This window comes from Pseudomonas sp. MAFF 730105, assembly GCF_055380705.1.
Genome location: NZ_AP018438.1, coordinates 5,291,263 through 5,306,847 on the forward strand (window position 1 = coordinate 5,291,263; position 15,585 = coordinate 5,306,847).

The window sequence follows — 15,585 nt, forward strand, 5'->3', positions numbered from 1 at the left end:
GCGCCGATCAGGGTGTTCAGGCGCGCGTACTTGAGCGCCAGCCCCGAGTCATTGAGGTGCAGGAATTGCCCCCCCGCGAATCGGTCTTGTGCACGGCGGGCAGGCTGGGGTCGGTGGGAACGCCCTTCAGGTCCAAGGTGAAGGTCTTCTGGCCAAAGTCGCGAGGAGGCTCGCCAATGTTCTCCGGACCTTTGAGGATGAACGTTGCCGTCAAGTTGGCGAAGTTTTCCCGTTCGATCCCATGCCACGCAAAGGACCAGCCGCCGTTGTCCGAGTGGGTCTCGACAACGTCGGGCTCGTCATCTCCCGAGGGGTATAGCAGCGACAGGGTGAATGCCATTGGCTCGCCTGTCTTGCCGGGCGTCAACAGGGCGCAGTGCGCCTGGTAATACAAGTGCTGCTTACCCCCTACCGTTCTCACAACCACTTTGAGGGTGAAGTTTTCCACCAGGGGATCGGCGCCACTCGACACCGTTTCCGTCATTTTGGAAAAGCCTTCGGGGGCCACTCGCTGTTGAAGGGTCGTGGGCTTGGAGAAGCGGACCATGGCCAGGTGGTCCATGAGCGGCTTTTCGTCGGCCACCTTGCGAAACAGTGCGTCGCGTGTTTCGTAAATCTCCACCGGCCGGGGTCGCGTCCCTATAAAGGCCGGCGGTGTCCGCGCATTGGTCAAGTGCACCGCCAACCGCCCCTTGGGGTACAACGGGTCGACGTCGTCGCGTAACATCACCGCCACCAGCCGACATCCCGGGCTGACGTCCTCGTTGAACGCCGACAGATTCAGCCGTATCGGCGGCGACCACTTTCCGTCCAGCGTGATGAAGGCCACCTTCAGCTCAAGCTCGTAGGGCTTTTGCAGGCCGCCGTCGCCATCGAACAAGGCCGGGCGCCATTCGGCCCAGACCAGGCACAAGCGTCCCCCCAAAAGACCAGGCGGCTGTCGAGCACCTGCGCATCGGCGGGGATATCGACCGGTTGCCACTCGCTCCATGCCGCCGGATTGATCGTCTGGGTGTCGGCGTCCAGCTGCACGTCGGCCTTGCGCCAGAAGTAACGGTAGGGGGCGATCCGTTCCCGGCCCACCAGGTAATAGTCGGCACGGCGGGCATCGGGCCCATCGACATAGCCGTTGAGCACATCCAGGTTGCACACTTCTTCAAAGGCGCGCAGGTATTGCTGCACGCCCGACTGCACCGAGTCGGTGGTCAGCCGGGTCTGGTTGAGGTTGTTCTCCAGCGTCCTGAACAGGCTGGTCTTGCGGATGCGCGCATAGGGGGTGATGTAGTCTTCGGGCATACACTTGAGCAACTGGCTGGCGGCCCATAGCGGATACTGGCTGGCAATGTCCCAGTCTTTCAGGTCCTTGCGGTCGAACTCCCGCTGGGTGTAGCCGGGCTCCAGCTTCTGGTAGACGGCGTGGATGTACTGCTGGAAACAACTGACCGCCTCGGCGACCCAGGTCGTCTTGACCTGATGGTTGTCCAGGGGGTCGGTGCGCAGCCACTCCAGCAGATCGTCGGCGGTCTTGATCGGTGGGTACCCCTTGCCGGCGTCATGGTCTTCGATTTCCTTGATACCCAAGGCACATTCGATCAACGCGTCGCGGCGCAGGGCGGTTGCCCGGGTGATGTCTTGCGTAGCCATTGCCCTCTCCTGTGAGTTGGGTGTCGTCGCCAACCGGCCAAGCTCCGTGGCGCTGGGTGGAGCGTTGTTTCAAGGGACGAATTTGATGGGGCGGAAGCCCAAATCGATGCTGTCCCTCCTGACTATTGGTTCTTCAATCTCCAGCGGTGTCGCGCTGGTGAACGTCACCTCGGTTATCCCCTCGGCATTGGTCTTGCCTGCAACGGGGAGAAGCGGATCGAGATTCCAGGTCACCGCCTCATGGGCAGCCGGGTTGCCATGTTTGTCGTACATGAGCGCCCGCAGCGTGACGTCAACGCCGACTTTTTCCTCCTGGATGATGAAATCGCCCTGCGGACGCGCCAGTTCGAAACTGGACGGATCATTGCCCAGGGTGATCGTCGCCGCTGGCTGCGGCTCGCGGGCGTCGAGCCGGTAACTGATCACGTCGCGCCCCATAGCATGACCGGCATGCACCGTGACGGTGGCCTGCCCCTGCTCATTGGTGGTGGACTTCTGCGGTTCGATACGGCACAGCGTCGCCCCCCAATACACATTGACGTTCATCTGGGGCTCCTGCCCAAGGGTCACCGTGACGGTCAGTTGCGTGGTTTCATTGCTGTTGGCAACCAGTTCGGTAGTACCCACCGTGCTTTGGACCTCGACCCGATCACCGGCGGCGTGGAGGCCGTACAAGGGTGACGTCCGGTCGGGGTCCGCCAACCGGGCCGTGACCTGATCGGCCAAGTCCCGGTAGGCGCTGAAGGACGCGTCGGGTAGCAACATGCCCATTTTCAATGTGGTCGACGCATCGAGGGTGCTCTGGAGCGAGAACTCACGCAGGCGTGTGAACAGGTCCAGGTGTTGCAGGCTGCGGATGTAACCCTGCCCGCCGTTGACACGCTTGGCGCAGGCGAGCACTTCCTCGGCACTCCAGCCGAAGAGTTCGGCCAGCAGCTCGGCGGCATGGGCCTGTACCAGCCGGAGGCCGTCGCTGGATAGGTCACCGGGCAGTTCATTGACCCGCTGCAGGTAATCGAGCAGCTGTGATTCGGGCTCCTCGCTGAGCGCGACGGCGCGGTTGTAGATTGTCAGGTAGTACAAAGCGCTGGGCGTTAAGGGAGCGCTGGCGGGTGCATTTTCAACGCCATCGCCGATGACGAGGTAAAGCGTCAGGAATTCCGCACTCAGTTTCAGCGCCTTCACGACCTCGCTGCGGCCGGTAAAGCCGTTGAGCATGCCAAGGAACGGATCGCCGGGCTCATCCTCCTCACCGGCGCCTGACGGAACGTCCGCCGTTGAGCGTCCCGCCACATAGGCCAGCACCTCTTGCACCGTGCTGCCCGCCCAGGTCAGCACCGGCAACGCCAGGGGCGGGGCCAGTTCGCCAAACACCGCCAGGCTCTCCTGAACCACGCCACGCTGGCCGGCACGGCTGCTCAGCAACACCGCGACGATCTGTTCGACAGTCTGTGGATCGTCTTTACCGAGCACTCGCCGCACCACGCGCTCGACCACTTCCCGAGCATAATCCTCGTAAGCCGGGTCGGCGGATTCGCTGCGGTGAATGACCACCCCCTGCTCATCGACCAACTCCAGCAACTGTTGGGTCCATTGCCGGTCGTTGGACAACGGCGAGACACCGCCCATGCGCAACGCGGTCTCGGTAAACAGCGCGGGCGCGAGCTGCGAACGGATCTGATCGAACAGCCGGGCCTGTGCCTCCGAGGGTTCGGTGGGCGCAAGCACGGGCTTGACGCGCGCCAGGGTCCAGGCCACGTCCAGGTTACTATTGGCGCACCAGCGCACCCATCCCTCCAGGCTCTGGATCTGGGTCAAGGCGTCCGGTGACTCCGAATCAGCGCGGGCGTTGATCGCCGGCGAGCCCAGCAGCGCAGCGAGCCCGGCTTCGCCGCTCAACCGGTTGAGGATCTCCACTGCCACATTCGGCGCGATCCCCAACAACTGCGGCAGCCTGGCCATGCGGTAGAACGCGGACAGTACCGACCGGCTCCGCTTGAGCGCCGTCAGGCCCTGGGCGCTGGCGATCAATGGGGCCAGGTTGAAATAGGTCGCCAGGTCGATGTTCAGGCCACCGCAGATCTGCGCGACAGTCAACGCGTCGGCCTCGGTCTGCGGCACCAGCGCGAACGCACCGTCGTCCATCCGCAATGGCGGTGTGGACAGCACGTCGCGGTTGAACACCCGATCGAATTGCGACAGCTCGGTGCCCCGTCCGAAAATCGAAATGTCGCCAACGAACGCTGCGAATTCTTCCGCCGAGCAGCGGTAGTCTTCCCGCAACATTTGAAACAGTCCCAGGGCCCGAACAGTGCTGCTCGTCATCCAGTAATCGGGCGGTTCCGTGGCTGACATGCCACCCACCCGTGCCTCGGGATTCAGCTCGGCACCGATGATCGCTGTCAGCAGTGCATCGGTTTCATGGCTGGGCAATTGCAACGCGTTGTCCAGTCGGATCTTGCGGTTGAGCCGATCGATTCTGTCATTGAAGGTCACGTCTTCAATGAGCCCGATGATTCTATTGGTGCTGGCATCGCCGCCATAGGTGATGCTCATCGAGTCATCCGCCAACCCATTGTTGACGAACACCGAGCCCGCATGTCCGGGGGTAATCACCGTATCGAGTATCAGCACATGGTCGGACAGCGAAGGGGCAAACGACTCGACCGAGAGCAAGGCTTCCAGCCCACGCTGAGTCAGTTTGGTCCGCTGGTTGAAGAACGCCGTCTGGTTCAGGTTCTGCGCTTCAATGCCTCGCGCCCCGAAGTTCTCCTTGAACCAGTCATCGGTGTCCCCCTCGGGGAAAAGCGACTCTTCCACCATGAGCTGCCGCAACGCCGGGCTGAGCCGGGCCGCCTGGGTCAGGGCTGCGCCGCTGTTGCCACCCCAGGGCAGCGCCCGCAGGAAATAGGGAAACGCTGGATCGCACAGCTGCACGACACGGCCAATGGACAGTTTCAGGTCCCGGGTCCACTCATCCAGCGTGACCCACGGGTGGTGATAAGGCAGCCCGTTGGGGTAGCGTCGCCGACTCAGCATCTCATCCAGATCGACGCCCGCACTCAGGGAATCTTCGATGGACTTTTCCAGCACGGCGCTGACCACCTCTACCGATGACACCACCCGATATGTCGTCACCGGGTCGACGCGCAGCAGTCCCAGGTCCTTGCGGCGCAGGGCGAGCGCGTAAGCATGCTCGTTTTCGGAAGGGATGAGGCGGCGCTCGGACCAGTGCTTGAGCCACACCGCATAGGCCACGGGCGAATGGATGGCTTCGATCGCATCCGCCGGGCATTTATTACTGAAGTTGGGCTTGAACAGCTCTTCATAGGTGGGCCCCGGGACCAACGCCAGCAGGCCTTGGCGCAGGTGAGAAGGAAGCGGCTCCTGACGGGTCAGTTGATCTTCGATGAAGCTGCGCAGCACCCACGTTGCCAAGCCGTTGAGGCGTAAGGTGAGCGCCTGGGCATCTTCGGGGTCCAGCCCGTACTCGTTTGCCAGCCCGGATGCCCCTTTGCGTGCCAGGGCACACACCGAGCCGCCCGCCGCGAAATACTGCCCAAGGTCGGACAGAGGCTCGGACTGTCGTCCCGCCAAGAGCTGTTCGCAAAAACGACTGGCGATTTGCGCCGGAGAATCTTTCATCGCAGTGCTCCGTTTCAAGTATTGAAGACGAAGTGGCTACAGCTCCTGGGCCACGTCAAAACGCGGGCTTTCTCCCCAGTCCGACCCGGCTTGCCGCGCCTTCACCCAGTGCGGGCCAGGCGTCAATGGCTCCCGGGGCGAGCCCGCCCAAGTGCCGTCGGCCACCGCAAGGTCCGGGGCGATCACCTGCCGGGCATCGAACCAGTGCGACACCTCAACGCGCTTGCCGCTCTCACCGGTACCTTCGAAGAACGCCGTACCCGCGAACCACTGCCCCGCTTCCGGCGTCGTGAACGTCGGTGCCCGGGACAGCAACAGCACCTCATGGGGCGCACTCCACCCGGAGCTGTACCCGTCGCACTCCTGCTGCACGATCAATGAATGAGGACCGGCTGGACGCTCGATAGCCAGGGGCATCGACCAGGTCCGGTTCGCCTGCACCTGCACCCTTCCCAGCACCGTGTCGGGTGCATCGCTCCAGGCCACTTCGACCCAGTCGCCGGTGTAGCCATGCCCGGAAATCGTCACCGTTGCGCCGAGGTGCTGCTGCAGTGCCGGCGACTCGATGACCGGGATGGCCGGCACGGCGGTGAAGGCATGGTCGGGGCTGAAATCGGAGTCCTTGTCCTTGAAGAACTGCTTGGCCCGCAGCGTATAGGTGCCCACCGGCAGGTGCGCGTCATAGAACCAGTAGCCATCGTTGCCTCTGGCCCGGACCGTCGCCAACGGCTCGTCCGCCCCGTCGAGCCACAACTCGACGGTGGCCGTGTCCAGCCCGGACACTTTGCGGGCATAGCCATCAATGACCGAAACCCGGGCAATGGCATCGCCCGGCTGGGGATGGTCGATGGTGGGCGGAAACAGGATCACCTTGAAGCTGACGGGTTCGCTTTTCTCGGAAGGAAACTCGCCGTACTGCTGGACCGCGTAAACCTTGTGATCGTCAAACACAAGGTCCTCGGTAATGGGCACCGACCATGCGTTGCCGGTGACCTCGGCTTCGCCGAGAAGGGTTTCTGATACAAAATCAAACACGCGCATCAAAGCCCCAGGGATACCACCCGTGCCCTGGATGATCGGGTTGTGATCCACCTCTTCATCATTCACCGGTGAGGTGATGACCGGTCGCAACACGACAACCTCGAACGGTTGGGACACCTCATCCGAGGTCTGGCCGCCGAAGGACTGGGTCACCCTGGCGGTATAAATGCCGGGCATGAAAGGCTCCGTCCGGGTAAAACTCCAGGTGGCGCCGCTCACTTGCGCAGCATAGGGCGAATTTGGATCCCCATCGAACTGAAGCTGCACCTGCGCACCATTCAGGCAGGTGCCGGAGAAGCGTGGGGTCAGGCCGTCCTGGCGAACCTCCACGGTGGGGACCGGGGCGCGGATGACGAATTGCTTTGAAGTGGGCTCGGAGGAGAGGTTATTGAACAACTGCCGAGCTTCGACGGAGTAAGTCCCCGGATTCCAGGCTTCGGTCGCAGCGCTTGACCACCTGTTGTTGGCAACCTCGACAGTCGGCACGGCAGGCGTCGATTCGCCCACCCGCAGCACCTCGATCTGCGCCGCAGGTTGTCCCGTCCAACTGTGACCGATACCGGAAAACACCGGTTTGCGGTCCCCGCCAACCTGAACCTCCAAGGTCGGCGTCGGCACAGGTATCGTGACCGTGAGCCTGTCGCTCCAATCCGAATGAATCCAGGCGGAACCGTCGGGGAGTTTTTGTCGGATATCCACCGAGTAGCTTCCCGGCGGCTGATCGGACCATTCCACCGCCCACTGGCCGCCACTGACGCCAGTGCTGACCTGCGGGTCGTTAACGCCGGTTTTATGAACATCCACCGTGGCGCCGGCGTGGCCGGCGCCGGAAAATTTCGCCGTGCCGGGCCTGGGGTAGGTGACTTGGATATCAAACAATTTCGGCGGTTTTATCTTGAACGCTCTAGGAGAACTACGACCCGAGTCCTTCCCGTTCAATGTTTGCAAGGCAGCCAGCGAGGTAGGCCCCGCCGCCACGGTCACGTCTGCACTCCAACTACCATTATCCTGCGTGACCAGCGTGTGACCCACACTGGTTTCCGACGGATCGCGATAGACTGTCACCGTTGCACCTTTGAGTGCGTTGTTACCGCTGAGGTTAAAGGTTTGTGCCTGAATACTATTGGCGGCAGGACCTGTGATGGCCGGCGGGCGCAATACGGTATAGGTCACGGGTTCGGAAATAACGCTGGGGAAACCCGCCAACTCAAAGATTGCCACTACCGCGATAGAGCCTTCGGGGAGTACTGCATCAATAGCCGCTTCCCAAGTGTCGTTCGCAGTCACCGTCACTTCGGGCGTCAATTGAAAACCCTGATTGTCGCTCATGACCACTTTGACTTTACTTCCAGGGGCGCCAAAGCCCTTGAACTTGTCCCCAATACCTAGAACAGCATTGGCGGCGGGTGCGGTGATGTAAGCCAGATAGATGTCTTGACTGGCTGCACGTTCGGACTCTTTGAGGCTGCCGGCCATCTTCTGATAGGCGTCCAGCGTCATGTGCCGCCCGTCTGCCGAAAGGCTGACCAGAGCTTGCCAGGTTCCGTTTACCGTCGTTATCTGTGCAACGTGATGGACAGGGTCGATACTGGTTCGTACAAACACCGTCCCCCCGTTAAATATGCCCCCCGCCCCATAAACATAAAACCTTCGGGCGCTGACATTTCTGATTGGGGTTATAGAGGGCTTGGGAATGATATACTCTACTTCGGCTTGCGCCGTCATATTTTTGTCGGTCGTGTCAGCTCTGTCATATATAAAGTTGAAATGTATGATTGCATGATCGACATTCCCAGCCACGGAGCGACTATGCACAAAACTGTGCCATTGTCCGTTTTGGGTCGCCCTTTTTTCTAACTCATCCCAACCAGTGTCATCTGCTGAAACCAGCCCTAGTTTAATGTTCCCTGAAGTCCGACCGTTGTCAGCGGCTCTAAATCGTATGGTTTCTACAGTGAACGTTTTGCCATTCCCAGACCATATGGCGTTAAGTTCCAGTTCAGCCCAATAAGCCGCACCACTACTGGCCCTTAAGGTTCTCACTGCACGGGTTTCACCAGCGTCGGTGAGCCCGTCGGCAACGTTATCGTCGGGCTTCCCCGTGGACTCGCTCTGCTCGACACCGTCATCACTTTGCATGACTACTCGCTCAACTATAAGAAAGTTTCGGTTGGCAACATCGCCTAGGCGCTTGAGCCAGTAGATGACAGGCGTGCTCACGCCAGCGAGCTGTGCTCCCACAGAGATATCAGCCCCTCGCAGGCCGCATTGGATACCGCTCCTGGGCTACTTCAAAACGCGCCCCCAATCCGACTCTGCTGGCTTGCCATTTTCGACACAGCTATCACTGTGCATGACTGCTCCTCAGCAGACCCAGCGCGGTTGAATGCAATTCAAACCCTTAGGGAAAAGTCACACTCGCCTGTCCCGTCATATTAGGATCGGGGTACCCCTTGAGGTCATATATCCAATTAAAATGAATAATTGCGGACCTGGCGTTCCCCGACACAGTCTTTTGTTTGACAAAATCATGCCACTGACCGTCTTGCACCCCATCATCATTATTTAACTCTTCCCATCCAGTCTCCCCATTTGAAACGAGCTTCAATTTAATATTGCCCCCTGAGCGCCCGTTATTGTCTGCCTTGTAACGCTTGGTATTTACGTAAAACGTCTTGCCATCCGAACTCCACCCATACTCCACTTCTAGTTGTGCTGAATAACCATTTCTAGAGGCAGTTATTGTGACCAGTTTGCCACTCGTTTCAGCGCTCATGACCCACACCTCCATCCTGATGGGCGTTCCGGTTGGTGACGCCCCTAAGAGACTTCTCGAGTGCAGTAAACGATGAAGCCATCGACCCTAACACCTGTCGAACCTGACAGCTCCGACAGACGGCAGCACCTCTTGCGCAGGACGACCGGCTGACTACAGCACCTTGCGCAACGGACTACAGATCCGCCAGAATCCGCCGGCTTGTGCGCCTTGGCCTTGCCCCGTAACTTGATTCGCGTCGCTGATATCCAGCGGTCGGGTTTAGTCGCCCGGTGGTGTAGAACGATGTGCACAAGCTTCATCCAGTCGGGTTCCCCTATCCCCGCACTTGATGGTGGCTGTTCGCAGGGCGCCCTCGGGCGCGCCGGGCTTCGTTTTTCCACCGGTCGACTAACCTGCGTCCAGCCGCCACCCCCTCGTTTAGTCGCGAACAGGGGTGGCAGCCCCAATCATGGAAAAACGATTGTGATCAAACCAACACCCAATCCCCCACACACCGACCCACTGTCCCCCCACGAAACCCTCGACCCCGCCAGGCTCGACCAGGCCGCTCAACGAGCCCTGGACTACTACCTCAAGCCCGACAACGGCCAGCCCGACCCGAAAGCCGCCAAGCACCTGGATTACTTCATCGTCGCCCCCGACGCCGATCCCGAGGGCATGCTCGCGCACACCTACGAAACCTTCTGCTCGGTCAGCACGCTGATTCTGGATTTATCGGAAGATCTGGAAGGTGCCCCGCGCAACCTGGCCCTGGCGATTCACCAGATGGGCGAGATGGGGGTGTTGTTGCTGGAGAGGCTGCTGGACGGCGAAGAGAAGATCCAGCGCTGAAGAGACCGTGAGGTCGCGACGCTCGAATGCCCTGTGAAGCACAGGGTTGATGCAGAACCTGTGGGAGCGAGCCTGCTCGCGAAGACGACGGCATATTCAATATTAATGTGACTGGCCGACCGCTATCGCGAGCAGGCTCGCTCCCACAGCGGATCGGGCTCAGCCTGATCTTGTCCCTCTCCCGTCACTGGCTTGAAGTAAACCTGCAAAAAAAGTCAGGCGTCCTCAAGCCGAAGCCGGCAGTGAGTGGAAACTGAAATATTGCTGCAGCGCGCTGACCAGTTGTCCGTACTCCGGCGGCGCCCCATGGAGGCTGAAGCCAGCGTCGAAATGCTGTGGCGTCACGTCTTCATGGCACCACAGGCAGGTGGCCTTCAACTTGATATCCCTCTGCGGCCCTTCATCGGCGGGGATTTTCAGGTGCAGCTCAAAGTCTGCGCCGACCATCAACGGCAGCGTGCTGATCAGCATCAGACCATGTTCAGAAACGTTTCCCAGATAACCAATAAGCCTGTCGTTGACGCCGTTGAACACTTTCAAGAAGCACGGCAAATCCTGCCGATCAATTCGACGTTTTTTGTACATGTTTTGTATCGCTTTTCCCAGCCCTCAACGAGGACCTACCCAATGCTTCGGAACGAGCCCAAGCGAGCCCGCTCTCCCCGATCCCGGTGCCAGACGCTTGCAAGCGTCTTGAGCCTGTTCCTGCCGGTCACAGGTGTTGCCTCGACATTAGAGATCTTGCTCTAGCCACGAGTTGTACAAATATAGCTCAAGCTTGGACAGAAGCCAGTCCGCAACGATGCCGGCCATCCGCCGGGGAATATCCCTCGGCGGCTGTGCCGCGGTGGTGATCAGAATGCAGTCGGGCGGATCGCCGAGGCACTGCGGGTCGGGTAGTGCCCCAGGCTTTCGAGGGTTTCGAGCCGGGCACGGGCGCGGAAGGCATATTCGCTGGTGGGGTATTGCGCGATGATGAACTGGTAGGTCTGCGCTGCGTCGACGAACAGCTTCTGCCGCTCCAGGCACTGGCCCCGCAGCATCGAGACTTCCGGCTGCATATAGCGACGGGCCCGGCTGGCGCGGTCGACCTGGGACAGTTCGAGCATCACCTGGTCGCAATTGCCACGGTCATAGGCCTTGTAGGCCAGGTTCATGTGGTGGTTCATCGACCACCGGGTGCAGCCCGTGATGCTCAGGGCCAGGGCAATAAAAAGCACGAATCGCATGGGAAGGTTCTCCTGTCTTGAGCGCTGTATCGGCCTGCCCTTAGAAATCTTCAACCCTATATGACGCCGGGCTCGCTCTTGTGGCGAGGGGATTTATCCCCGCTGGGCTGCGAAGCAGACTCAACACCGGCGACTCAATCCGCCTGAGACACCGAGTAACAGGGCTTTGGGGCCGCTTCGCAGCCCAGCGGGGATAAATCCCCTCGCCACAGATGAATTCTCATGGCCACAAGAGTGATCCAGGCCAAAGAGGCGTGAAAATCTTCGGGAATGTTCACTTCGAAAAAGAAACGAATAAGTAGTGCATATGAACAATGACTACACCCAAAGACCATAGTAGCCTTCGCTGGCGCTTGAACTTGAGGAGTCTTGCATGTCCGTCCGTCGCACCAAAATCGTCGCTACCCTTGGCCCGGCCAGTAATTCGCCGGAAGTTCTCGAACAGCTGATTCTGGCTGGCCTGGACGTTGCCCGCCTGAACTTTTCCCACGGTACTCCCGATGAGCACAAGGCTCGTGCGAAGCTGGTGCGCGACCTCGCCGCCAAGCACGGCCGCTTCGTTGCCCTGTTGGGTGACCTGCAAGGCCCCAAGATCCGGATCGCCAAATTCGCCAACAAGCGCATCGAGTTGAAGATCGGTGACACCTTCACCTTCTCCACCAGCCATCCGCTGACCGAAGGCAACCAGCAGGTGGTCGGCATCGACTACCCGGACCTGGTCAAGGACTGCGGCGTGGGCGACGAGCTGCTGCTCGATGATGGTCGCGTGGTGATGCGCGTCGACACCGCCACCGCCACCGAACTGGTCTGCACCGTGACCATTGGCGGTCCGCTGTCGGACCATAAAGGCATCAACCGTCGCGGCGGCGGCCTGACGGCACCGGCCCTGACTGAAAAAGACAAGGCCGACATCAAGCTGGCCGCGGAAATGGAAGTCGACTACCTGGCCGTGTCCTTCCCCCGTGACGCCGCCGACATGGAATACGCCCGTCAACTGCGCGACGAAGCCGGCGGCACCGCCTGGCTGGTGGCGAAGATCGAACGCGCCGAAGCCGTGGCCGACGACGAAACCCTTGACGGCCTGATCAAGGCCTCCGACGCCGTGATGGTGGCCCGTGGCGACCTCGGTGTGGAAATCGGCGACGCTGAGCTGGTGGGCATCCAGAAGAAGATCATCCTGCACGCACGCCGTCACAACAAGGCAGTGATCGTGGCGACCCAGATGATGGAGTCGATGATCCAGAACCCGATGCCAACCCGCGCCGAAGTGTCCGACGTAGCCAACGCCGTGCTCGACTACACGGACGCCGTGATGCTTTCGGCCGAAAGCGCCGCCGGCCAATACCCCCTCGAAGCGGTGCAGGCCATGGCCCGTATCTGCCTGGGCGCCGAGAAGCACCCGACCGGCAAGACCTCCAGCCACCGCATCGGCAAGACCTTCGAACGCTGTGACGAGAGCATCGCCCTGGCGACGATGTACACCGCCAACCACTTCCCGGGCGTGAAGGCGATCATCGCCCTGACCGAAAGTGGCTACACACCGCTGATCATGTCGCGCATCCGTTCTTCGGTGCCGATCTACGCGTTCTCCCCGCACCGCGAAACCCAGGCCCGTGCCGCCATGTTCCGTGGCGTCTACACCGTGCCGTTCGACCCGGCCGCCCTGCAACCGGGCGAAGTCAGCCAGGCGGCGGTGGACGAGTTGGTCAAGCGCGGCGTGGTGCAGACCGGTGACTGGGTCATCCTGACCAAGGGCGACAGCTACCACACCATCGGCGGCACCAACGGGATGAAAATCCTGCACGTCGGCGACCCGATGGTCTGAGTGCCCTCGCTGAAAGACAAAAGCCCTGCCATATGAATGGCGGGGCTTTTTTTGCTTTGCCTGGACGGACGCCATCGCGAGCAGGCTCGCTCCCACAGTGGATCAGCGGTGTACGCAGCATTGGCATACACCACCAGACCCTGTGGGAGCGAGCCTGCTCGCGATGGCGGTGGCTCAGCCCCCGCCGCCCTCACGGGTAAGGAAGACATCCGCCAGCAACTGATTGCGCGGCAAGCCGGCCAGGTAGAGGCGTTTGGCGAAGGCTTCGACCCGCTCGGGGTGGCCGCAGGCCAGGGCCTGTGTGTGTCGGGAGGGCAGCCGCAGTTGCGCCAGCGCTGAAGGCGCCTCGACCGAGGTCAGCAGTTGGACGCTGAGTTGTGGGTACTTGGCGGCCAGCGCCGCCAGGGGTTTGCCCAGGTAATGCCCGCTGGCGTCATGGGCGACATGCACAAGATGAATCGGCCCTCGATGTTGCTGGCGCAGGGCTTCGCGCAGGATGCCGAACAACGGCCCCAGCCCGGTACCGGCGGCCAGCAGCCACAACGGTCTGTCGTGCCAGGCGGGATCGTAATGCAGCGCACCGCCGCGCAATTCACCCAGGCGGATGGGGTCCCCCACGTTCAGGGATCGAGCCCGGTCGATAAATTGCCCGGGCTGGCGGCAATCGAGGTGAAACTCCAGGAAGCGGTCTTCCTCCGGCAGGCTCGCCAGAGAATAGGGTCGGGCGACGTCGCCGAGCCACAGCACCAGGTGTTGCCCGGCCTGGTAACGCAGCCTCCGTTCAGGGGCGACGCGCAAACGCAGCACGTCGGGCCCCAACCAGTCCGCCGCCACGACCTGGGCCGCCTGACCGTCGCGTTGCGGATCGAACGTGTGGACCTGCACATCCTCGACCACCTGGCATTGGCAGGCCAGCCGCCAGCCCTGGTCGCGCTGTGTCGGGCTCAAGGCATCAGGCCGAGCATCGCGCACATCGCCACCGATGCATTGCACCAGGCAGGCATGGCAACTGCCGGCGCGGCAACTGTAGGGCACCGGCACCCCGGACTGATTCAGCGCGTCCAGCAGGTTACTGCCGGGCGCGACGGTCCATTGCCGGCCGGCGACCGTCAGTTCAGGCATCGACATTCTCCCAGGCGGCGGCACACCGATTACGGCCGTCTCGCTTGGCACGGTACAAGGCCTGGTCGGCACGTTGCAATGCGTTGTCCAGGTCGTCGTCCATTTCCAGCAGTGTCATGCCCGCCGACAGGCTCAGAGGCCCCACCCGCAGACCAGTCAACTCGACGGCGGCAAACGCCAGGCGCAGCCGTTCGCAACAAGCGGTCAGGCGCGCGGGGTCGCAGGCGGGCAGGAGCATGACGAACTCTTCGCCGCCATAGCGCGCCAGCACGTCGCCTTCGCGCAGGCAGGCCGTGGCAACGCTGGCGAAGGCCTGGAGCACCTGGTCGCCGGCAGCATGGCCGTGCAGGTCGTTGATGCGCTTGAAATGGTCAAGATCGATCAAGGCCAAGCCATGGGCCATGTCCGGCTTGAGGGTATTGAGTTCACGGGATGCCAGGCGCAGGAAATGCCGGCGATTGAACAGGCCGGTCAGTTCATCGGTGGCCACCAGATCTTCGAGCTGGCGCATCATGCCGCGCAGGGTGTCCTGGTGTGCCTGCAAGGCAAATCGCCGCTGACGCATGCGCTGGCGCGACGTCTGGACATAGCGGGCGTACAGCACCAGCCACACCAGCACGATAAACAGCACGCACACCTGCAAGCCGGCCAACGTCGGGTCGGAAAGCCGGAAGAACCAGGCGTCCCAGAGGGTAAGGCCGGTGAAGCTGAAGAACACCAGCATCGCGCAACGCACAAAAGCCCGACGGGACAGATGAAACAGTCCGAACAGCAGGATCAGTACGTAGAAGACCAGGAACAGGCCCCGGGCCTGGTCCAGGTGCCCCATCATCCAAGTCTGCCAACCCAGGCCGATCAGTACCTGCACTTCGGTGAGGCTGGGGTCGGCGAACCGCAGGTTGCGACCACTGAGGAACACTGCGAACAGCGCACCTTGGCACAGCACCACCAAGGCGCTGCCGATGATGACGCCGCGTAACGAGTCGAGGTAATGCCCACTGAAAAATGCCAGCCACAGCAACACCAGCGCCAGCGCGTAAGTCGCGGCCGCCAGGGCGAAGCGTTTGAGCAGGAGACGTTGAATGGCGTTATGGGTCAATCGTTGACTCACCATGGGAAAAGAAACTGACAGGAGGCGTCCTACGCTACAGGCCAGCCGCCACTTTAGTGGCGTGTAGGACAAATGACCATTCAATTCTGGAGCAGAAAAATGGCGTCAAAGCAATGGCCCATTTTGACGCAGTGTTCCTTGCTCGACGCACACCCACTTGTGCTGTGGGATTTACCTGTGGCGAGGGGATTTATCCCCGCTGGGCTGCGAAGCAGACCTAAAAGCTGCCGCTGCGGTGTGTCAGGTTAATGTGTACCTATCATTTAGGGCCGCTTCGCGCCCCAGCGGGGATAAATCTCCTCGCCACAGATGAATCCCCTAGCCACAGATAAAATCCCCTCAGCACAGATAAATCCTA

Annotated in this window: 11 protein-coding genes; 2 read left to right on the forward strand and 9 right to left on the reverse strand. The window is 61.1% G+C overall.

All coding sequences use genetic code 11. The annotated features are described in order from the left end of the window. Positions 1–16: 16 nt before the first annotated feature. The 5 genes from PCOSP_RS23150 to PCOSP_RS23170 form a co-directional block, all read right to left on the reverse strand. Positions 17–880, reverse strand: a complete 864-nt coding sequence (locus tag PCOSP_RS23150) for a hypothetical protein (protein WP_464709583.1) — start codon at positions 878–880, stop codon at positions 17–19. Then, complete coding sequence (locus PCOSP_RS23155; protein ID WP_464709584.1) at positions 832–1,644, reverse strand: neuraminidase-like domain-containing protein; 813 nt, start codon at positions 1,642–1,644, stop codon at positions 832–834. The genes PCOSP_RS23150 and PCOSP_RS23155 overlap by 49 nt, the downstream gene beginning before the upstream one ends. A gap of 69 nt (positions 1,645–1,713) precedes the next feature. Continuing rightward, positions 1,714–5,289 (reverse strand): Tc toxin subunit A, encoded by a 3,576-nt coding sequence (locus tag PCOSP_RS23160; RefSeq protein ID WP_464709585.1) that lies wholly within the window; start codon positions 5,287–5,289, stop codon positions 1,714–1,716. A gap of 36 nt (positions 5,290–5,325) precedes the next feature. Further along, on the reverse strand, positions 5,326–8,469 hold the full coding sequence (locus PCOSP_RS23165) for an Ig-like domain-containing protein (RefSeq protein WP_464709586.1): 3,144 nt from the start codon (positions 8,467–8,469) through the stop codon (positions 5,326–5,328). Positions 8,470–8,731: 262 nt separating this feature from the next. Continuing rightward, entirely contained in the window at positions 8,732–9,106 is a 375-nt protein-coding gene (locus PCOSP_RS23170; RefSeq protein ID WP_464709587.1) for a hypothetical protein, read from the reverse strand. Positions 9,107–9,571: 465 nt separating this feature from the next. On the opposite strand from PCOSP_RS23170, the gene PCOSP_RS23175 reads away from it, so the two are divergent. Further along, on the forward strand, positions 9,572–9,940 hold the full coding sequence (locus PCOSP_RS23175; protein WP_041020476.1) for a DUF6124 family protein: 369 nt from the start codon (positions 9,572–9,574) through the stop codon (positions 9,938–9,940). A gap of 225 nt (positions 9,941–10,165) precedes the next feature. Here PCOSP_RS23175 and PCOSP_RS23180 read toward each other — a convergent pair whose 3' ends face one another. Both PCOSP_RS23180 and PCOSP_RS23185 read right to left on the reverse strand, forming a co-directional pair. Then, the gene (locus PCOSP_RS23180) at positions 10,166–10,525 is read right to left on the reverse strand and encodes a PilZ domain-containing protein (RefSeq protein ID WP_047701232.1); all 360 of its coding nucleotides are present in this window, start codon (positions 10,523–10,525) and stop codon (positions 10,166–10,168) included. A 269-nt stretch (positions 10,526–10,794) separates the two neighbouring features. Next, complete coding sequence (locus PCOSP_RS23185; protein WP_024781023.1) at positions 10,795–11,169, reverse strand: tetratricopeptide repeat protein; 375 nt, start codon at positions 11,167–11,169, stop codon at positions 10,795–10,797. 373 nt (positions 11,170–11,542) lie between these two features. Between PCOSP_RS23185 and pyk the strand changes: the two genes are divergently transcribed. Further along, positions 11,543–12,994, forward strand: a complete 1,452-nt coding sequence (pyk, locus tag PCOSP_RS23190; RefSeq protein ID WP_175363021.1) for a pyruvate kinase — start codon at positions 11,543–11,545, stop codon at positions 12,992–12,994. Between the two features lie 174 nt (positions 12,995–13,168). Here pyk and PCOSP_RS23195 read toward each other — a convergent pair whose 3' ends face one another. Together PCOSP_RS23195 and PCOSP_RS23200 are read right to left on the reverse strand one after the other, a co-directional pair. Then, a complete protein-coding gene (locus tag PCOSP_RS23195; RefSeq protein WP_175384665.1) occupies positions 13,169–14,116 on the reverse strand; it encodes an iron-sulfur-binding ferredoxin reductase in 948 nt (315 codons plus the stop codon). Then, positions 14,109–15,215 carry a GGDEF domain-containing protein gene (locus PCOSP_RS23200; protein WP_139645168.1) on the reverse strand — a complete coding sequence of 369 codons (1,107 nt, stop codon included), beginning with the start codon at positions 15,213–15,215 and terminating at the stop codon, positions 14,109–14,111. Before PCOSP_RS23200 ends, PCOSP_RS23195 begins: the two co-directional genes overlap by 8 nt. Positions 15,216–15,585 lie beyond the last annotated feature (370 nt).

What these genes read in the sequence shown, in the direction of transcription:
- PCOSP_RS23155 (WP_464709584.1), bottom strand. Translation starts at nt 1,644, where the DNA reads ATGGCTACGCAAGACATCACCCGGGCAACCGCCCTGCGCCGCGACGCG.
- PCOSP_RS23160 (WP_464709585.1), bottom strand. Translation starts at nt 5,289, where the DNA reads ATGAAAGATTCTCCGGCGCAAATCGCCAGTCGTTTTTGCGAACAGCTC.
- PCOSP_RS23165 (WP_464709586.1), bottom strand. Translation starts at nt 8,469, where the DNA reads ATGCAAAGTGATGACGGTGTCGAGCAGAGCGAGTCCACGGGGAAGCCC.
- PCOSP_RS23170 (WP_464709587.1), bottom strand. Translation starts at nt 9,106, where the DNA reads ATGAGCGCTGAAACGAGTGGCAAACTGGTCACAATAACTGCCTCTAGA.
- PCOSP_RS23180 (WP_047701232.1), bottom strand. Translation starts at nt 10,525, where the DNA reads ATGTACAAAAAACGTCGAATTGATCGGCAGGATTTGCCGTGCTTCTTG.
- PCOSP_RS23185 (WP_024781023.1), bottom strand. Translation starts at nt 11,169, where the DNA reads ATGCGATTCGTGCTTTTTATTGCCCTGGCCCTGAGCATCACGGGCTGC.
- pyk (WP_175363021.1), top strand. Translation starts at nt 11,543, where the DNA reads ATGTCCGTCCGTCGCACCAAAATCGTCGCTACCCTTGGCCCGGCCAGT.
- PCOSP_RS23195 (WP_175384665.1), bottom strand. Translation starts at nt 14,116, where the DNA reads ATGCCTGAACTGACGGTCGCCGGCCGGCAATGGACCGTCGCGCCCGGC.